Origin of the sequence: Janthinobacterium woesei (genome assembly GCF_051380875.1) — a bacterium.
GTDB lineage: Bacteria > Pseudomonadota > Gammaproteobacteria > Burkholderiales > Burkholderiaceae_D > Janthinobacterium.
Map to the genome: position 1 here is coordinate 268,905 of NZ_JBNYXW010000003.1, position 19,776 is coordinate 288,680.

General features: G+C 62.5%; 15 protein-coding genes. 3 read left to right on the forward strand and 12 right to left on the reverse strand.

Annotated features, from left to right (window positions below):
• Positions 1-2: 2 nt before the first annotated feature.
• A complete protein-coding gene (locus ACQ4W6_RS04555; RefSeq protein ID WP_436565988.1) occupies positions 3-3,080 on the reverse strand; it encodes a HAMP domain-containing sensor histidine kinase in 3,078 nt (1,025 codons plus the stop codon).
• A 260-nt stretch (positions 3,081-3,340) separates the two neighbouring features.
• On the opposite strand from ACQ4W6_RS04555, the gene fnr reads away from it, so the two are divergent.
• Positions 3,341-4,099: a fumarate/nitrate reduction transcriptional regulator Fnr gene (gene fnr / locus ACQ4W6_RS04560; protein ID WP_436565989.1), complete on the forward strand. Its 759-nt coding sequence runs from the start codon at positions 3,341-3,343 to the stop codon at positions 4,097-4,099.
• 15 nt (positions 4,100-4,114) lie between these two features.
• On the opposite strand, the gene ACQ4W6_RS04565 is transcribed toward fnr, so the two are convergent.
• From ACQ4W6_RS04565 to ccoN, 6 genes are read right to left on the reverse strand one after another with little or no spacing between them, the layout of a single operon-like run.
• Positions 4,115-4,639, reverse strand: a complete 525-nt coding sequence (locus tag ACQ4W6_RS04565; RefSeq protein WP_436565990.1) for a FixH family protein — start codon at positions 4,637-4,639, stop codon at positions 4,115-4,117.
• Positions 4,640-4,699: 60 nt separating this feature from the next.
• Positions 4,700-6,082: a cytochrome c oxidase accessory protein CcoG gene (gene ccoG, locus ACQ4W6_RS04570; protein ID WP_436565991.1), complete on the reverse strand. Its 1,383-nt coding sequence runs from the start codon at positions 6,080-6,082 to the stop codon at positions 4,700-4,702.
• A gap of 4 nt (positions 6,083-6,086) precedes the next feature.
• Entirely contained in the window at positions 6,087-7,007 is a 921-nt protein-coding gene (gene ccoP / locus ACQ4W6_RS04575; protein WP_436565992.1) for a cytochrome-c oxidase, cbb3-type subunit III, read from the reverse strand.
• Positions 7,000-7,203, reverse strand: coding sequence for a cbb3-type cytochrome oxidase subunit 3 (locus tag ACQ4W6_RS04580; protein ID WP_436565993.1), 204 nt, complete (start codon positions 7,201-7,203; stop codon positions 7,000-7,002). Before ACQ4W6_RS04580 ends, ccoP begins: the two co-directional genes overlap by 8 nt.
• A 1-nt stretch (position 7,204) precedes the next feature.
• A complete protein-coding gene (gene ccoO, locus ACQ4W6_RS04585; RefSeq protein WP_436565994.1) occupies positions 7,205-7,819 on the reverse strand; it encodes a cytochrome-c oxidase, cbb3-type subunit II in 615 nt (204 codons plus the stop codon).
• A gap of 15 nt (positions 7,820-7,834) precedes the next feature.
• On the reverse strand, positions 7,835-9,262 hold the full coding sequence (gene ccoN / locus ACQ4W6_RS04590; protein WP_436565995.1) for a cytochrome-c oxidase, cbb3-type subunit I: 1,428 nt from the start codon (positions 9,260-9,262) through the stop codon (positions 7,835-7,837).
• A gap of 245 nt (positions 9,263-9,507) precedes the next feature.
• Between ccoN and ACQ4W6_RS04595 the strand changes: the two genes are divergently transcribed.
• Positions 9,508-11,646, forward strand: a complete 2,139-nt coding sequence (locus ACQ4W6_RS04595) for a T6SS effector phospholipase Tle3 domain-containing protein (protein WP_436565996.1) — start codon at positions 9,508-9,510, stop codon at positions 11,644-11,646.
• On the forward strand, positions 11,646-13,118 hold the full coding sequence (locus tag ACQ4W6_RS04600) for a virulence factor (RefSeq protein WP_436565997.1): 1,473 nt from the start codon (positions 11,646-11,648) through the stop codon (positions 13,116-13,118). Before ACQ4W6_RS04595 ends, ACQ4W6_RS04600 begins: the two co-directional genes overlap by 1 nt.
• On the opposite strand, the gene ccoS is transcribed toward ACQ4W6_RS04600, so the two are convergent.
• The 5 genes from ccoS to ACQ4W6_RS04625 are packed head-to-tail and all read right to left on the reverse strand — an operon-like array spanning position 13,106 to position 19,682.
• The gene (ccoS, locus tag ACQ4W6_RS04605; protein WP_436565998.1) at positions 13,106-13,282 is read right to left on the reverse strand and encodes a cbb3-type cytochrome oxidase assembly protein CcoS; all 177 of its coding nucleotides are present in this window, start codon (positions 13,280-13,282) and stop codon (positions 13,106-13,108) included. The two genes, ACQ4W6_RS04600 and ccoS, sit on opposite strands and share 13 nt — an antisense overlap.
• Before the next feature lie 3 nt (positions 13,283-13,285).
• Positions 13,286-15,742 (reverse strand): heavy metal translocating P-type ATPase, encoded by a 2,457-nt coding sequence (locus tag ACQ4W6_RS04610; RefSeq protein WP_436565999.1) that lies wholly within the window; start codon positions 15,740-15,742, stop codon positions 13,286-13,288.
• Between the two features lie 10 nt (positions 15,743-15,752).
• Complete coding sequence (locus ACQ4W6_RS04615; RefSeq protein ID WP_436566000.1) at positions 15,753-16,529, reverse strand: sulfite exporter TauE/SafE family protein; 777 nt, start codon at positions 16,527-16,529, stop codon at positions 15,753-15,755.
• Positions 16,530-16,538: 9 nt separating this feature from the next.
• Positions 16,539-17,987: an oxygen-independent coproporphyrinogen III oxidase gene (hemN, locus tag ACQ4W6_RS04620; RefSeq protein WP_436566001.1), complete on the reverse strand. Its 1,449-nt coding sequence runs from the start codon at positions 17,985-17,987 to the stop codon at positions 16,539-16,541.
• Positions 17,988-18,011: 24 nt separating this feature from the next.
• Positions 18,012-19,682 (reverse strand): methyl-accepting chemotaxis protein, encoded by a 1,671-nt coding sequence (locus tag ACQ4W6_RS04625; RefSeq protein ID WP_436566002.1) that lies wholly within the window; start codon positions 19,680-19,682, stop codon positions 18,012-18,014.
• Positions 19,683-19,776 lie beyond the last annotated feature (94 nt).

The following is a 19,776-nucleotide window of genomic DNA, read 5'->3' on the forward strand; positions in this document are numbered from 1 at the left end:
CGCTAATCGTGCAGGTGTGCTAGCCACTCGCGCGCGGCCGCCAGCGCCTGTTCCAGTTCCTCTCCCACGGCCGCCAGCAGTGCCGGCACCTCGTCGATGCGGCCCGCATCGATGGCTTCCTCGGTGGCGAACGCGGCGCGTATCAAGCGCTTCGTGCCCAGGGTGCCCACGGAGCCGCGCACGCCGTGCAAGATGCGCGTCACGTCGCTGTGGCGGCCTGTCTGCAAGGCTGTTTGCGCCTCCCGCACGGGCGTCAGGCCCTTGTTCAGCGCATCTTCCACCATGCGCCGCAGCACGCCGCGCCCCTTCGCATCGCGTCCCATCACGCGCATCAGCGCGGCCATGGAAAACACTTCGTCGTCGACGGGCGCCGCCGCACCGGCCACCTGCGCGGGCGGACGTTTCGGCAGGTGGCGCAGGATGACTTCCATCATCTCTTCCACCACCACGGGCTTGGCGATGAAATCGGTGATGCCGGCCGTCATGCAGCGTTCGCGCTCGGAGGCCAGCACGCCGGCCGTCATGGCGATCACGGGCAGGTTCAGGCGCAGTTCAGTGCGGATCAGCTGGGTGGCGCTGAAGCCATCCATGACGGGCATCTGCATATCCATCAGCACGATGTCGTAGCGCAGCGCTTCCGTGCGCAGCCGTTCCACCGCCTGCAAGCCGTCGCCCACCACGTCCAGGGTGGCGCCCATGTGTTCCAGGATGCCGCGCGCCACGGCCTGGTTCAAATGATTGTCTTCCACCAGCAGGAAATGCACGCCGGCCAGTTCCGTGCCCAGCGGCGGCTGCAGCATGCGCTGCTCGCCGCCCACCTCCTCCTTGGCGATGAGCGCCTGGTGCAGGGCGTCGAACAGGCTCGACCCGGTGATCGGCTTCATCAGGACGACATCGGCCTCGGCCGCGCTGGAAATTTCTTCCAGGCGATTGCGCGCGAAGGCGTTGACCATCACCACGATGGGTTGGCGCTGGCCGGCAGCGGCCTGGCGGATGGCCTTGGCCGTGGCCAGGCCGTCCATCACGGGCATGTGCCAGTCGGCCAGCACCACGTCGTAGGGCTGCTGCTGGGCCAGGCGCTCGCGGTACAGCTCGATGGCGGCAAAGCCGGAGTCCACTTCATCGGCACTCCAGCCCCAGGCGTGGATCAGCTTGACGATCAGCTCGCGCGTGGTGCGGTTGTCATCGGCCACGAGCAGGCGCAGCGGACCCAGGGCCGGCGTGCGGCGCGCCCCGGCCGGCTGTTCGAGCACCTCGAACGGCACGCTGAACCAGAAGCGGCTGCCCTTGCCCTCGCTGCTGGCCACGGCGATCTCGCCGCCCATCATGTGGATCAGGTGCTTGCTGATGGCCAGGCCCAGCCCGGTGCCGCCGAAGCGCCGCGTAATGCTTTGATCGCCCTGCGAAAAGGCCGTAAACAGCTGGGCCTGCTGCTGGGCCGTCATGCCGATGCCCGTGTCGCGCACTTCGAAGCGCAGCCAGGCGCGCCCGTGCTTGCTTTCGGCCAGGCTGACGGCCACCACCACTTCGCCGCTGCCGGTAAATTTGATGGCATTGCCGGCCAGGTTGACGAGGATCTGCTGCAAGCGCTGGGCGTCGCCCACCAGGCGGCGCGGCACGTCCGGTTCGACGGCGATGGCCAGTTCCAGTTCTTTCTCGCCGGCATTCATGGTCATCGTCGTTGCCAGCGTATTCATGACTTCATCGAGGTCGAACTCGACGGGCGAGAGATCCATGCGGCGCGCCTCGATCTTGGAAAAATCGAGCACATCGTTGAGGATGCCCAATAGCGACTGGCCCGCCACGCGTACCATGGTCAGATACTTGCGCTGCTCGGTGTTGAGCTTGGTATTTCCCAGCAGATACACCATGCCCAGCACGGCGTTCAGGGGCGTGCGGATTTCATGGCTCATGTTGGCCACGAAATCGCTCTTGGCGCGGTTCGCCGCCTCGGCCCGGTCGCGTTCCCGCTCCAGCTCTGCCGCGCGCGCCTCGAGCTCCTGCTGCAGCCGGTCGCGTTCGCTCATCAGGCCGTTGAACGCTTCCGTCAGCTCGCCGATTTCGTCGCGCTGCAGCACCGGCACGGGCGTGAAGCGGCTGCCGGAAGCGCGCAGCGACAGCAAGGTATTGCGCAGGCGCACCAGCGGCGACAGCAGCCGTACGGTCAGCCAGGCCAGCACGGCAGCGGCCAGCAGCGAAGCGCAGATGCTCCACAGCACCAGCCGGTACAGCACGCCGTTGAACGGTTCAAACGCGTCGGTCACGGGCAGCGAGGCGGCCAGCAGCCAGTTCACGGATTTCAGTCGCTTGAAGCTGTTGACGGCCGTGGTGCCACCGCTGTTGGTGCTGACCATGCTGCCTTCGCCACCATCCTTGAGCAACTGCGTGGTGATCTGGTTGGCGTTGGGCGCGCGCGGCTGCAGCAGCCGGCTGGCATCCGGGTGTAGCACGTAGCGCGGCACGGCCTCGCGCGTGAGGATGAAGAAATAGCCGCTCTTGCCCACCTTGGCCGTGCGCAAATGGCCGAGCATATTGTCCTTGTACAGGCGCAGCACGCCGATCACGATGCCGGCCACCTCGCCATCCTTGTCGAGCACGGGGGCGACCATCTGCACGATGGGCAAATGGCTGGTCTTGCCCAGCATCGGCTCGGTGATCATGGCTTTTTTCGTGCGCATCACCGTCTGGAAGTATGCGCGGTCGGCCACGTCCGTGCCGTTGCGCCCCTGCACTTCGGGCACGTCGGCGACCACCTTGCCCTGCGTATCGAGCACCAGCACGTCGTCGAACAGGGCCAGCATGGCGCGCTGCGTGTAGTAGTGGCGCAATTGCGCCGGGTCATCCATCAGGGCGGGTGGCTGGTGGCGCGCGGTCTGGGTGATGATGTCGAGCAGCATGGCCAGCTTGTCATCGAGTTCTTCGGCCGTGCGCTCGATCAGCGCCGTTTGCTGGCTCAGCAAGACTTGCGTGAAATCGTCGCGCATGTGTTTCACCTGGACCATCGTCACCAGGGCGATCATGGCGATCGAGGTCAGGCTGGTGGCCAGCGCGACTTTTGCTTTAATGCCGAGAGGCTTCATGATTTCCTTTTGAGTACCGGGCGGTACAGGCGGCAGATAATGCTGTCAGGAATTTTCCTATCAATACATCAACTTGGCAAGCGTGGGGCGTGTAATTTTGCGCTGTGGAGCAGGCTTTAGAGGATGTCGGCATAAAATTAAATGCAGAACGTCGTTTATTCAGCGAAATTAGGGCGAATTGCGGTGAATTTCCGCGAAATTGGCACATGGCAACGCACTATGCAGTAAACTTGTTATTGCATTTTATAAAAGGTACTGACATGACAGAAGCGCTACTCTCTCCAGCCTTGCCCGCAGTGACCGTGGAGGCGTTGCGTGCCCGATGCTCGACGTGCAGCATGCATCAATTGTGCCTGCCGATGGGGCTCGATGTGGGTGATATGGACCGGCTGGACCAGATCATCGGCCGGCGCCGCAAGGTCGCGCGTGGCGCCTTGCTGTTCCGCATCGGCGATTCGTTCCAGAACCTGTACGCGATCCGTTTGGGCCACTTCAAGACGTACCAGATCAATCCGGGCGGCGACGAGCAGGTGACGGGTTTCCAGATGGCTGGCGAATTGCTGGGCATGGACGCCATCAGCGCCGACCGCCACCATTGCAACGCGGTGGCGCTGGAAGACAGCGAAGTGTGTGAAATTCCGTTTTCCAGCCTGGAACAATTGCTGGGCAGTATACCGACCCTGCTGCGCCATTTCCACCGCATGATGAGCCAGGAAATCACGCGCGAGCAAAGCGTCATGCTGTTGCTGGGCAATATGCAGGCGACGCAGCGCTTTGCCGCCTTCATCGTCAACCTGGCCTCGCGCTACGAGGCACGCGGCTATTCGGGCAGCAACTTCCAGCTGCGCATGTCGCGCGAGGAAATTGGCAATTACCTGGGCTTGACCATCGAAAGCGTCAGCCGCTTATTGTCGAAGTTCAAGAAAGAAGGCTGGCTGCGCGTGTCGAACCGCGAGATTGAAATCCTGCAGCCAGCAAAATTGAAGGCCATTACGGCCGGCACGGACACCTGCAAATAATAACGGTGCTGTACCTTATAGTTCTTCATCCGCATGCAGCGCGATGCTGCGCTGCAAAGGCCAGGTCCAGATGCCTGACAAGCGCCATTCGCGCGCGTTGTTTTCCACCAGCACTTGCCAGCGGCTGCGCTCTAACATCGGCAGCGCCACCGAAAAGTTGCCGGCCGCATCGGGCTGCACCAGCAGCTTGATATCCTTTTCGGGCAAGGTGGCATGCGCCAGGTGCAGCAGCAAAGGCGCCGGGTAAGCCTTGCCGAAGCTTTGCACGGAACCGGTCAGGCGCGCTGCAGCTACATCATAGGTCAGGCTGGTCGACATGGCCAGGTTGCTGGCGGCCGTATCGCGCCGCAAGTCCTGGTTGATCGCCTTGCCCTGCTTGTAATAGTCGCCCACCACCAGCGCGTCCGGCTGCGTAAACGCGATATAGCCCATGAAGCTGCCGACGATGACGGACAGCCCGGGCCCCACCATCAGCAGCCACGGCCAGCGGTGCTTGTACCAGGGTTCCACGGGGGCTTGCAGCTTGATACTTTCCGACATGCTATTTCTCCTTGTGGCGGCATATTCTGGGGTCAGCCCTCAAAAACACGCCTTTCCTTGTTAGCGCGGCACGATGAACACGGCGCTTTCGCGCACATGCAGCGATGGATCGTCCAGCGATTGCAGCTCGATGCTGATCTTGTTCGAACCCTTTTCCCCGACGCCGTGCGGCACGCGCAGGCGGATGGGCCAGCCCAGCGTTTCGGTCGGCTGCAGGGTAACTTCATCGCGCGTCAGCAGGGCCAGGCCGGGCAAGCCGGCAACGCTGATCCTGAAGTGCTGGCGCTGCTCCGAGGTATTCATGATCTGCAGGCGGTAGACGTTTTCGATCATGCCATCTTCCACTTCGCGTCCCATCGAGCCACGGTCGCGGATGACGTCCATTTTCAGCGGCGTGCGCAGGAACAGCGAGGTCGCCACGGCGATGATGATCAGGGCCAGGATGGCGGAATAGATCAGTACGCGCGGGCGCATGGCGCGCTGGCGGATCTGCTGCGCATTGAAGTTGTTTTCCAGCGCGTGGTCGGTACTGTAGCGTACCAGGCCGCGTGGCCGGTCGACCTTGTCCATCACGCTGTTGCAGGCGTCCACGCAGGCGGCGCAGCCGATGCATTCATACTGCAGGCCGTTGCGGATATCGATGCCAGTCGGACACACTTGCACGCACAGGGTGCAGTCGATGCAGTCGCCCAGCTTGTCGTTGTTGCCGGCTTTCTTGCTCAGCGCGCCGCGCGGTTCGCCCCGCTTGGCATCGTAGGTGATGATCAGGGTATCCTGGTCGAACATGGCGCTCTGGAAACGCGCGTAGGGGCACATGTATTTGCACACCTGCTCGCGCAGCCAGCCCGCGTTGCCGTAGGTTGCCAGGCTGTAGAACAAGACCCAGAACCATTCCCAGGGACCGAAATTCAAGGTGGTGACCGCGTGCGCCAGTTCCTTGATGGGCGTGAAGTAGCCAACGAAGGTAAAGCCCGTCCACAGGGCGATGGCGCCCCACGCCAGGTGCTTGGCCGTCTTCTTAGCTGCCTTGTGCAGCGACGGACCCTGCTTGTCGAGGGCCATGCGGGCACTGCGCGTGCCTTCGATCTTGCGTTCGACCCACAGGAAGATTTCCGTGTACACCGTTTGCGGGCAGGAAAAGCCGCACCACACCCGCCCGGCAATGGCCGTGACGAGGAACAGTAAATACGCACAGATGATCAGCAGGGCCGCCAGGTAGATGAAATCCTGCGGCCACAGCACGACGCCGAAAATGTAGAACTTGCGCGTGGTCAAATCGAACAGCAGGGCTTGCCTGCCATTCCAGGTCAACCACGGCAAGCCGTAGAACGCCAGCTGGGTAAGCCAGACGCATACCCATCGCCAGGTAGCGTAGCGTCCTTTGGCCTCGCGAGGGTAGATCTGCTCGCGGGCCGCATACATCTGGATGACTTGAGGTTCCATCACATCATTTCACGGGCGCCTGGGGATTCGACAGGCTCCAGACATAGGCCGACAGCACATGCACTTTTGATTCCCCAAGGAAATCGTTAAAGGCCGGCATGGTGTTGCTGCGCCCCTTGCGGATGGTTTCCATAATGGTATCGGCGCTGCCGCCATACAGCCAGGTCTTGTCCGTCAGGTTGGGCGCGCCGAGCATCTGGTTGCCCTTGGCGTCCGCACCGTGGCAAGCCATGCAGGCGCCGAACTTGGCCTTGCCCAGCACCGACTTGACGGGGTCGGCGGTGGAACCGGACAGGCTCAGCACATAATGGGCCACGTTCTCGACATCCTTTTCCGAGCCCAGGGCGGCACCCATCGGCGGCATCTGGCCATTGCGGCCATGCAGGATGGTGGTCTTGATGACGTCTGGTTCGCCGCCATACAGCCAATCCTTGTCGGTCAGGTTGGGGAAGCCCTTGTTGCCGCGCGCATCCGAACCGTGGCATTGCGCGCAATAGGTGAGGAACAGGCGCTGGCCGATGGCTTGCGCCTGCGGATCGGCGGCCACCGTCTTCAAGTCCTGGCCCAGATACTTGTTGAACAGGGGGCCGTAGTCGGCTTCCGCCTTTTTCAGCTCTTCTGCGTACTGGCCCGTCGATTTCCAGCCCAGGCTACCGGCGTAGTTGCCCAGGCCCGGATACAGGTACAGATAGGCCAGTGCGAAGACGATGGTGATGTAGAACAGCCACATCCACCAGCGCGGCATGGGCGTGTTGAGTTCCTTCAAGTCCTCGTCCCAGACGTGGCCCGTGGTGCCGTCGGTGGGCGCGCCAGGGATCAGCGTGACCTTCGACTGCGAGTACAGCAGCACGCCGCAGCCGATGATGCCCAGCAGGGACAGCACGATGATGTAGATATTCCAGAAACCGCTGGTAAAGTCAGCCATGGTTGCGCTCCTTTTCTGGCACTGGCGCGGCCGCAGCCGGCTGGTCCAGCGCGTCGTCGGCGAACGGCAGGTGCGCCGCCGCGTCGAAGTCGCTATTGCTGCGGCTGAACGTCCACCACAGGATGCCCATGAAGGTTGTAAAGGAAACTACCGTCATGACGCTGCTGGCGCTGTCAAACAGGTTGTCGATTGCCATGCTAATTCCTTGTCTTGATTAATGTACCGAGGCCTTGCAGATAGGCAACCAGGGCGTCTTCTTCCGTCTTGTCTTGCAGCTGGGCCGGTGCGGCGGCGATTTCCGCGTCGCTGTACGGATCGCCCAGGCGGCGCAGCGCGCGCATCTTCGGCATGATCTCGTCGGGCACCAGCCTGGCTTTCGCCAGCCACGGGTAGGACGGCATGTTCGACTCGGGCACCACGTCGCGCGGGTTGTTCAAGTGCGTGCGGTGCCATTCATCGCTGTAGCGCGCGCCCACGCGGGCCAGGTCGGGCCCCGTGCGCTTGGAACCCCACTGGAACGGCCGGTCATACACGAACTCGCCGGCCACCGAATAATGGCCATAGCGCTCCGTTTCCGCGCGCAGCGGACGTATCATCTGCGAGTGGCAGTTGTAGCAGCCTTCGCGCACATAAATGTCGCGCCCCGCTAGGCGCAGCGGCGAGTATGGCTTCAAGCCGGCGATGGGTTCCGTGGTGCTCTTCTGGAAGAACAGGGGAACGATCTCGACAGCGCCGCCGATGCTGATCACTACCGTGACCAGGGCGATCAGCAGCCAGGGGTTTTTTTCAATCCATGCATGTGAAAATTTCATTTGCTTTCGCTCCTATCAGGCGTGCGCCGCGTTCAGTTCCGGGATGCGGGCGACGGGCAATTTGCTGCCGCGCAAGGTCATCCAGGTGTTGTAGCCCATGACGCACATGCCGGCCAGGTACAGCAGGCCGCCGCCGACGCGCACCACGTAGTACGGATACGTGGCTTTCACGCCTTCGACGAAGGTGTAGGTCAGGGTGCCGTCCGGGTTGACTGCGCGCCACATCAGGCCCTGCATCACGCCGGCGATCCACATGGCGGCGATATACAGCACGATGCCGATGGTGGCCACCCAGAAGTGCACGTCGACCAGGCGCGTGCTGTGCATCTGCGTGCGGCCCGCCAGGCGCGGCAGCAGGTAGTAGATCGAACCCATGGTGATGAAGCCGACCCAGCCCAGGGCGCCCGCATGCACGTGGGCAACAGTCCAGTCGGTGTAGTGCGACAGCGAATTGATGGTCTTGATCGACATCATCGGACCTTCGAAGGTGGCGATGCCGTAGAACGACAGCGAGACGATCATGAATTTCAGGATCGGGTCGGTGCGCAGCTTGTGCCAGGCGCCCGACAGGGTCATCATGCCGTTAATCATGCCGCCCCAGCTTGGCGCCAGCAGCACCAGCGAGAAGACCATGCCGATCGATTGCGTCCAGTCCGGCAAGGCCGTGTAGTGCAAATGGTGCGGGCCGGCCCACATATAGGTGAAGATCAGCGCCCAGAAGTGGACGATCGACAGGCGGTACGAGTACACGGGGCGCTCGGCCTGCTTGGGAATGAAGTAGTAGACCATGCCCAGGTAGCCGGCGGTCAGGATGAAGCCCACCGCGTTATGCCCGTACCACCACTGGATCATGGCGTCCTGCACGCCGCTGTAGGCGGAATACGACTTGGTGGCCGAGGCCGGCATGACGGCGCCATTGACCACGTGCAAGATCGTCACGGCCAGGATGTAGGCGCCGAAGAACCAGTTGGCCACGTAGATGTGCTTGACCTTGCGCTTGATCAAGGTGCCGAAGAAAACGATGGCGTAGGCGATCCAGACGACAGCGATGAGGATGGAAATGGGCCACTCCAGTTCGGCGTATTCCTTGCCGCGCGTGAGGCCCATCGGCAGGCTGACGACGGCGGACAGGATCACCGCTTGCCAGCCCCAGAACGTGAAGGCGGCCAGCTTGTCGGAAAACAGGCGCACCTGGCAGGTGCGTTGCACAACGTAGTACGAGGTGGCGAACAGGCCGCAGATGCCGAAGGCGAAAATCACCGCATTCGTGTGCAGCGGACGCAGGCGTCCATATGTGAGCCACGGTATGTCGAGGTTAAGGGCAGGCCAGGCCAGCTGTGCGGCGATGATGACGCCAACCAGCATGCCGATGATGCCCCATACCACAGTAGCGACCGCGAATTGCTTCACGACCTTGTAGTTATAGTTCAGCGATTGATCCACAAACACTCTCCCTGGAATTACTATTTATGATGATGGCCAGAGAGTAAGTGTTTGACCGCTAAAAAACTTTGATGTGGATCAAAATTCCCCAGATGAAAGTAGCGTAGCGAAGTGGCATCGAAATAAAACGCGATGCCGGTAAAAAAGCCAGGCAAGATCTCCGCAACAGCTTGCTTGATATGGCGTAAAACGTGCGCATGAGCAAGGGCTTAGACTGGTCAGTCCAGCCACGATGAAGGCCAGCCATGGGTGAGACGGAGCGCCGCGATCCATTTGATCCAGAGGTTGACCTGGTCGTGGGCATGGCCGAGGGTACGACGCTGTTCAGCCACTGCCTGCTCGATTGCCTGCAGCAAATGCCGTCGCCGGGCATCATCATCTTCGTGCATGGCGTCAATTCCGACGGCGAGTGGTACCGTGCGGCCGAAGAGGGCTTGTGCAAGGGCTTGAATACACGCATGAAGCGCTGCGATGAGCACCTGTGCCATGCCACGCCGCAGGCCGGGCAATTGACGCCGCTGCGCTACAGGAGCGAATTGAGCGATGATGGCTATGTCGATCCCGATTACGCGGCCAGTACTTTTATCCAGGCGCAGGCACATTTTTCCCCCGTGATCCAGTTCCGCTGGGGCTACAAGGCCAGCGCCAAGGAACTACAGAAATATGGCGATTCCGTCTACCTGAACGAATTTGATTACTGGGGCGGCGGCCCGTTCGCGAATGGCTGCTCTTCGCTGCCGGACCTGTGGGGCGAAGGCTTGTCGGACGCCCTCTTCCTGTTCATCCATATCGAGCATCTGAACCCCGTCAACGACCGCATCGTGTATGCCTGTCCGCCGCGGCCCTACTTCGTGCTGGCCGCCTTGCGCCTGGCGCACCTGGTGGCGGCCATCCGCCAGCAGCAGGCCGATGTGCCCATTACCCTGGTTTGCCACAGCCAGGGCAATATGGTGGGCATGGCGGCGGCGTTTCTTGGCAACAAGATGGCCGATGTGCAGGATGCGGCGGGAAAAAGTGGCCGCTGCGTGGCTGATACCTATGTCTTGTGCAACCCGCCTTACAGCTTGTTGCGCCGCAATGACACGGAAGGCTGGCTGCAGGGGCAAGTCAGGGATGTCGATGGCAATGTCGGCCGGCAAAGCGGCAAGGCGCGCCGCAAGACCATGGAGGCGTTCTTCGACATCGTGCGCGGCCAAGCCAAGGAGCCGCCCCTGTCCGCCGCACTGGCGCGCATGGCCGCCAATGTGCGCCATGATTTCACCCTGGAGAAGGACAAGGCGGCCTATGCCTGCGGACCACAGCCATCGACGCGCGGGCGCGTCACCCTGTATTGCAATCCGCACGATCAGGTCATTTCCGCCACGCCCATTCAGGGCATCGGCTGGCTGGGCCTTTGCGCCGAAGAAATCAAGGCCACGCGCGGCGACGGCGTGTTTACCCAGCGCGTCTTTGCGCAGGGCTATCCGGTTGGCCAGCACGGCGATTATGATTATTGGAGCAACCATTACCGCCAGCCCAAGCGGGGCAGCCCGGACTTCTGGTTTCCGCATTCGCCGATGTCCAAATACGATCCAGACAAAGGCGTGCGCGCCAGTATCAGCGCGGAAGGCAAGGCGGCCACCGTGCGTACTGCCGCCACCACGTCCGCGCTGATGAAGTGGCTGAAGATCCCCATCCACGCCGTGCCGCCCGACGATTGGCGTATTCCCGTGACGGCACCTGTCTTGCCGGAAATTTTTACACCGCAAGCTGTGCGCTTTGGCGTGCCCAGCCCGCAGTTCGACCAGGATATCGACCCACCCGGCACGCATCGCCATGCGGATAAGGCGCGCAGCGCAGATGATCCTTATGCAAATGCGGAACTGGGCGGCACGCCGGCAGGCAACCGCGATACCGAAGCGGGGCTGCGCTACGAAGACCATGCGCGCCTGCGCATGAAGGCCCGGCGCGAGAAGCTCTATAGCAATGGTGCCAAGGTGGGGATGGAAGATGACCTGTCCACCGCCACGCCGGACTACCGGCAATGGCGCAGGCAGGAAATCGAGCGCCAACTGGTGGCGACCTGCGACACACATGCGACCGACCATTCCACCATTCTGACGAATCCCAGGCATGCGGAGCAGGCGCTGGCGTATGACGTGGCCATTGGGGTGTGTCATATCGGTGAAGAGGCGATGCAAGAACTGAGGGTGATTGCGGATTGGCGGTTGTTGAAGGAGTTGGAAAAAAGGGGTAATTCAAACAGAATTTTTTTTGAATATTTCAAGCGTGGTTTGTTTAAAAAGATGCCTTTATTGGAGTGGGTTCAAAGTGATGGCAGCACAGGGGGCATGCCTTCTGAAATTGTGGACGAGCGCATGTACAAGCGTCCGGAGACATCTTGATGCGCAATTTGATTGCTACCTTTCCGCGCCGGCTGGGCTGGTGCATGTTCGTATTCAGCCTTGCATTTGGCATTGCACTCTGGTCTGTATTGCAGGCCTCGCCACCCGATGCTCCTCTTGAAGAAGGACTCCTAATGAAACGACTATTGTTGATGCCAGCCTTGCTGGCGCTTGCCGTCCTTTTTTTAACGTCGGCCTGCGCCAGCAAGGCGCCTGTGGCCGCACCGATTGCCGCTGTCGCGGCCGCTGCGTCTACGCAGCCATACATGGCCCAAGTGGTGGGGGTGCAATGGCTCAATCCTCTGCAGCGGCGCGACTATCCTACCGAATGGCAATTGCTGTGGACACTGGGCTTGGCCAAGCCGAACAAGGACGATAGCAAAGTTAAAGACAATCCTGTGCGCTTTGGAAAGGTGCAATCGATCGGCATGATTGCTTCGGGTAACAATGGTCGAGAAACATTAGACGGATATCACGAAAAGTACGTGGAGGAACTGATCACGTTGTTTCATGACATTTACTTTTCTAACGAAGATTATTTTTACAATGCCCATTCGCTGACCGACAAATCTACGCGACGCGAACTGGCTGGCATCCATGTCGAATATGCCTTGCCCGCTGGACGCCTCGATCCAGTGGAAGCGGCAGAATATGTGCGCGATGAGATTGTCGATACATTCAGCATTGGCAATCCCCATGCACCCGATTCCTGGACCACGGCCACGCCGCCCGACGTGCGCGTGACCATGGGCGGCGCCAACGCGGGATTTACGTCACTGGCGGCGGGCCTGGCCTATCTGCAAGCCCATCCCGACAAGACGGTGTGGGTGATGAACTGGGATGCGCCCAGCTATCCGCCCAAGGATGAGCAGATCAATGAAAACATGGTCTTGCTGGTGCTGGCCGGCCCCGGCTACAAAACGCAGCGCGCACCGCTGGCGTGGCTGGGCTTTCCTGCCACGCGCAGTGTCGCCGATTTCAAGGCTGAAAAGGGGCAATCTCCGCGCGCCGTGCAGGCGTGGAGCAGCGCGATTGAAGATGCCGCGAAGAATGCACAGCTTTCCGACAGCGCCATCGGCTATGTCATCCACGATGCTGGCACCACCTTTCCGGCGTCGTCCGAACGCATCGGCCCTCTGGCGCAAAGCCTGACGCAGCAATTGCCCGACTTTGATTTCAATCAACAGACCTTTAACATGCCGGCCTTGCTGGGCGAAACGGGCGCCGGCACGGCGCTGACGAATGTGGCGCTGGCCATCGCGCATGCACACCACGTGGGCCGGCCCGTGCTGGTGGCGGGCACCAGCGATGCGGCGCAAGTCACGGCCCTGGTGGTGGCGCCGCCAGCCGTGGTGCGGCCCGTCGATCACGACAAGCCCTGGTTTCGCGCACGCGGCGGCAACACCGTCTTCCTGCCCTGGTGGGGCTTGCGCTTCGATGCGCGGCCCGGTTCGCAAGGTTATTCGCGCTGAGGCGCCGGTGGTACCGCTGGTGGCGTATCGTCATCCTGCAAGACGCGCAGGCCGGGTCCCACCAGGTCGTCGAACTGGCCGCCATCCGAAGCCGTGAAGAAGACCCACAGGGCGATGAAGACGACCACGATGCTGAGGGGGATGAGGAGGTAGAGGGCTTCCATGCTTCAACTTTTCCGCAGGCGCAGGGCGTTGGCGATGACGACGGCCGAGCTGGCGGCCATGCCGACGCCGGACAGCCACGGGTTCAGGAAACCCAGCGCGGCGGCCGGGATGGCGGTGACGTTGTACAAGGTGGCCCAGCCCAGGTTTTCGTGGATGATGCGCATGCTGCGGGCGGCCGTTTGCGCCGTGTCGAGCACCGAGCGCAGCTGGTTTGAGAGCAGGACGGTATCGGCATGCGCCTGCGCCAGCGCGGCGCCGGAACCCATGGCGAACGAAACGTCGGCTGCGCTCAGCACGGCGGCGTCGTTGATGCCGTCGCCCACCATTACCACCACGGCGCCAGTCGCCTGCAATTGCTGCACGAAATCGAGCTTTTCATCGGGCAGGCACTCGCCGCAGGCCGTGACGATGCCCAGTTGCGCCGCCACGGCCTGCGTCAGCGCTTCCTGGTCGCCGCTCAGCAGCACAACCTGCTTGCCGCGCGAGTGGAAATAGTCGACTACTTCGCGCGCTTCCGGGCGCAGCGCATCGCTGAGTAAAAAGCGCGTCAGCCACTGCCCCTGCATGCCGAGGTACAGCGGCGTCATGCCCTGCACGCCGACGGCCGTGTCGCCCAGCGGCGGCCCGGCGATGGCGGCAACAAAGGCTGCATTGCCCAGGCGGTAGCGCACGCCGCTGATCACGCCTTCGAGGCCCTGCCCCTGCACTTCCTGCAAGTGCTGCGCATGCGCGCGCGGTTGCTCGCTCGGCGTGCCTGCGCTCGGCGTGCCTGCGCACGCCGCATCGAGGATCGCTTGCGCCAGCGGATGGGCGCTGCCCGCTTCCAGCGCCGCCGCCACTTGCAAACAAGCATCTTCCGTCATGCTGCCCAGTCCTTCGATTTGCTGCAGTACGGGCCGGCCCAGCGTCAGGGTGCCCGTCTTGTCGAAGACGATGTGGGTGGCGCGGTGCAGGGTCTCCAGTACGTGCGGCTGGACGATCAGCACGCCGCGCCGCAGCAGGCTGTCGGTGGCGGCCGCCAGTGCCGACGGCGTGGCCAGCGACAGCGCGCACGGGCACGAGACGACCAGCACGGCAATGGCCACGGGCCAGGCTTGCGCTGGATCATGCCAGCTCCAGAAAGCGAACACGGCGGCGGCAAACAGCAGCAGGCCCAGCACGAACCAGGCAGCCACCTTGTCCGCCCACTGGGCGATCTGCGGCTTGCCGCTGCCGGCCCGTTCGATGAGTTTCAGCAAATCGGAGAGGGTGCTGTCGCACGCCGGTTTCAATACGCGCAAGATGAGTGCTGCGCTGGCGTTGATCGCCCCGCCCGGCACCCGTTCGCCGGTTTTCCTGCGCTGCGCCGCGCTCTCGCCCGTCAGCAAGGACAGGTCGAGCGCGCTGTTGCCATCGACGATGACGCTGTCGGCGGCAATCGCTTCGCCCGGTTTCACTAAAATGATGTCGCCCACGGCAAGGCTGCCGGCCGGCACCAGGGTGGTGGCGCGGCTGTCGGGAAAGCCGGCCATCAGCGAAGCCGAGGCGGGCAAGGCGTGCTGCAGCCGTTCCAGCGCGGAAGCGGCCTTGCGGCGCGCCTGCAGCTCGAAATAGCGGCTGCACAGCAAAAGGAAGATGAACATCGTGGCCGAGTCGTAATACACCTCGCCGCGGCCCGTGAAGGTGGCCACCACGCTGCCGAAAAACGCCGCCAGGATGCCCAGCGCCACGGGCACGTCCATGCCCAGGGTGCGCGCACGCAGGCTGGCCCAGGCACCCTGGAAAAACGGCATGGCCGAATAGCAGATCGCCGGTAACGTCAATAGCAGGCTGGCCCAGCGCATCAGGCTGGCCATGTTGTCGTCCAGCGTGCCATCCTCGGCCAAATAGGCGGGCGCCACGTACATCATCACCTGCATCATCGACAGGCCGGCGACGAACAGCTGGCGGCCCAGGGTCTTGCTGGCTTGTTGCAGGCGTTCGCCATGGCGCACGGCGTCGTACGGATAGGCCGTGTAGCCCACCTGGCGCACGGCTTGCAGGATATCGCCCGGTTCGCACTGGGCGCGGCTCCAGCGTACGTACAGGCGCTCGGTGGCAACGTTCAGGCTGGCCGCCTGCACGCCGGGCAAACGCGTTAGCTGGCGCTCGATCAGCCAGACACAGGCGGCGCAGCGGATGCCCTCGACCGACAGGGTTGCCTCGCAACTGCTGGCGTCGCGCGCGAATTGCGCATCGTCATTGCTGTACAGGCGCAATTCGGGTGGCAGCATGGTGGCATCAAACGCGTTGACGGCGTATTCGTCGCGCTCGCGGTAGTACGCGCTCTGGCCGATGTCGACGATGGTTTGCGCTACCGCCTCGCAGCCGGGGCAGCACATGGCGCGCGGCGCGTCGTCGATGCTGACGTTCCAGTTGGAGCCGCTGGGCACGGGCAAGCCGCAGTGGAAGCAGGCTGAGAGTTTTAAAACAGCATTCATGCGATTCTTTTCATGGATGGCCCGTGACGCACAGGGCGTCGAGCCAGCCCAGCGACACGCCATTGACGGCGCGCAGCAGGCCCAGCAAGCCAAAGCCCAGCACCAGCACGCCGCTGGCGATGCGCACGGGACGGCGCTGCAGCTGCGCGCGCAAACGCGTGCCCAGCAGTCCCATGCCGAACAGCATGGGCAGGGTGCCCAGGCCGAAGGCGGCCATGGCGGCTGCGCCGTTCAGTGCCGAGCCTTGCAGCATGGCCGTTAGCAGGGCGCTGTAGACCATGCCGCACGGCACCCAGCCCCACAGGCCGCCCACGGCCAGCGCTTTCAAGGCGGTATCCATCGGCATCAGCGGTTTCAACAGGGGACGCACGCGGCGCCAGACGATATTGCCGGCCGCTTCCAGGTGGGCCAGGCCGCGCCAGGCATCCATCAAATACAGGCCCAGGGCGACCAGCATCAGGTTCGCCAGCCAGTAGCCGGCCATTTGCAGCGTAGCAATTTTGAGCATGCCGGCGCCGGCAATACCACCGGCCACCGCGCCTGCCAGCATGTAGCTGGCGATGCGCCCGCCGTTGTACGCGAGCACGCGCAGCACGTTTGTTTGCAGCGTTGCCTGCAGCGCGGGGCGCGCCAAGGCGATGGCGATCACCGCGCGACCGGGGAACGGTGCCGGCGTGGCGCTGCCACTGAGCGACAGCGCACTGACGATGCCGCCGCACATGCCGATGCAGTGCACGCTGCCGGCCAGGCCGACCATGAACAACGGCAAGAGGCTCAGGGCGCTCATCGCGTGGCCTTACACCGTTTTCGAGTAGCGCAGCGGCTGCACAGCATCTGGCGCGGCATTGGCGCGCGCCAGGGTCAGGTAGCGGTCGAAGACCATGCAGATATTGCGGATCAGCAAGCGCCCTTTCGGCGTCACCGTCAGCCAGTCTTCCTCGATGACCAGCAAGCCGTCGCGCGCCAGTTCGCGTAGCTTGTCCAGTTCGCTGGCGAAATAGCTGCGGAAGGTCACGGGATGGGCCTGCTCGATGCTGGCGATCGACAATTCGAAATTGCACATCAGCATCTGGATGATGATACGGCGCAATAAATCATCCGTGTCGAGCTTGATGCCGCGCGCGATCGGCAGCACGCCTTCGTCGAGCTTTTCATAGTAGGCGTCCAGCGTTTTCTCGTTCTGGCTATACACGGCGCCCACCGAGCTGATGGCCGACACGCCGCAGGCGATCAGGTCCGCTTCGGCGCGCGTGGAATAGCCCTGGAAGTTGCGGTGCAAGCGGCCCTGGCGCTGCGCCACGGCCAGGTCGTCCGTTGGCTTGGCGAAATGGTCCATGCCGATATACACATAGCCGGCGGCCGTCAGGCGCGCGATGCACAGGCCCAGCATGGCCAGCTTGGTGGCGCTGTCGGGCATGTCGGCGTCGAGGATGCGGCGCTGCGGCTTGAACAGGTGCGGCATGTGCGCGTAGTGGTACAGGGCGATGCGGTCGGGGCTGGCGGAGATGACCTTGCGCAAGGTTTCCGTCATCGTCGCCAGGTTTTGCTTGGGCAAACCGTAGATCAGGTCGATACTGATCGAGCGAAAACCGGCGTCGCGCGCCGCCTGCATGATGGCCACCGTTTCCGCTTCCGGCTGGATGCGGTTGACGGCTTTTTGCACGTCGGCATCGAAATCCTGCACGCCCAGGCTGATGCGGTTGAAGCCTTGCGCGCGCAGCGAAAAGACGCGCTCGCGCGACACCGTGCGCGGGTCGATTTCGATCGAATATTCGCCATCTTCATCGGAGGCGAACTCGAAATGCTGGCGCAGATGCGCCATCAGGTCGTCCATCTGCTTTTCGCTCAGGTAAGTGGGCGTGCCGCCGCCGAAGTGCAGCTGCTCGATCTGGTTCATGCCGGCAAACAGCTTGCCCTGCATGGCGATTTCCTGCTTCAGATAGCTCAGATAAGTAACGGCCTTGCTGCGGTCTTTGGTGATGATCTTGTTGCAGGCGCAGTAGTAGCACAGGGTGTCGCAGAACGGCACGTGCACATACAGCGACAGGGGGCGGCGGCCGCCACGCAGGCGCAGCGCAGCCAGGGCCTCAAGAAAATTGCCGTAGCCAAAGTCGGCATGAAAACGGTCGGCGGTAGGGTAGGACGTGTAGCGTGGGCCGGACTGGCTCATCTTGCCGATGATGACCGGGTCGAATTCGACGACGGCGTCCAGTTCGGTGGAAGCACTGCTGAGTAGTGTAGGCATGGTATGGGGGCAGTCTTGAAAGGTTTAGGCGGCCAGGCGTTTCAGGCCGGCGCTCTTGCCGGCATGTGCTGAACCTGCGGCGCCTGTCTTGCCGCCGGGCATGGCGACACGGCGCGGTGGCGGCATCTTGCCGAAATTGAACAGGCTCACGGCTTGCGACAGGCTGGCCGCTTCTTCCGCCAGGCGCGTGGCGGCTGCGGCCGCTTCCTCCACCAGGGCCGCGTTTTGCTGGGTTACCTGGTCCATGTGGGCGATGGCCTGGTTGACCTGGTCGACGCCGATGCTCTGTTCGCGCGAGGCGATGGAAATTTCCTGCATGATGGCCGTCACCTGCTTGACCGAGCTGACCACCTGCTCCATGGTGGCGCCGGCGCGGTTGACCTGCAGCATGCCTGCGCCTACCTTGCCGACGGAAATTTCAATGAGTTGCTTGATATCTTTCGCCGCCACCGACGAGCGCTGCGCCAGGTTGCGCACTTCGCCCGCCACCACGGCAAAACCCCTGCCCTGCTCGCCGGCGCGGGCCGCTTCCACGGCCGCATTCAGGGCCAGGATATTGGTCTGGAAGGCGATGCCTTCGATCAGGCCGATGATGTCGACAATCTTCTTCGACGAGGTATTGATTTCGTCCATGGTGGTGATCACGTCGGCGACGATTTCGCCACCCTGCACGGCCACTTTCGAGGCGGCCACGGCCAATTCATTTGCCTGCACGGAATTATCCGCATTCTGTTTCACGGTGGACGAGAATTCCTCGATGCTCGACGCCGTCTCTTCCAGGCTGGCTGCCTGCGATTCCGTGCGGCCCGACAAATCCATGTTGCCGACGGCGATTTGCCTGGTTGCCACGGCCATGGTTTCCACGTTGATGCGCACGTCGCGGATGGTGGCGATCAGGTTGCTGTTCATCTGCTGCAGCGCGCGCAGCAATTGCCCCATTTCATCGGTGCTTTCCGTCTCAAAACTGCCCGACAGGTCGCCGGCGGCAATCGCCCGCGCACCGTTCAGGGCCTTGCCCAGCGGTTTGAGCACCGAAATGCGCAAGGTGTACCAGAGGAAGACGTTGATCAGGAAACCGACCAGGGTAGCGCCGAAGATGGCGTAATTGGTGATCTTGCCGCCGCTGGCGAACAGGCTGATGATGCACACCAGCAATTGCATGCAGTTGACGATGGACGTCGCCATCCAGATGCGCAGGTTGAGCGACATGTGCGTCAGGCTGTGCAGCAGGTGCGCCAGGCCCGGGCGCACGATCTGCCCGTTCTTGATGACGATCTTGCCGCCTTGCTTGCTGCGGATGGCCGCGTAGGCTTCTTCGGCCGCCTTGACCTGATCCTTGTCGGCTTTCACGCGCACCGACATGTAGCCGGTGGTCTTGCCCGCTTCGCGAATCGGCGTGACGTTGGCGCGCACCCAGTAAAAGTCGCCGTTCTTGCAGCGGTTCTTGACCAGTCCCGTCCACGGCGTGCCCGCCTGGATCGAGGCCCACAGGTCGGCAAACGCCTCGGCCGGCATGTCCGGGTGGCGCACGATGTTTTGTGGCGCACCGAGCAGTTCTGCCTCGCTAAAGCCGCTGACCTGGCTGAAGTACGGGTTCACATACACGATATTGCCGTTCATATCCGTTTTCGACACGATGGCCTGATCGTCCAGGACGAGGACTTCACGGTTAGTCACTGGCAAATTTTGGCGCATGGTCGCGGCTTCCTGATCAAATGAATAGGTAATTGGTGAATGAGACTTGCACGATTGCAAGAACGAAGATCAGTGTAAGGAGTCGTCCAGGCAA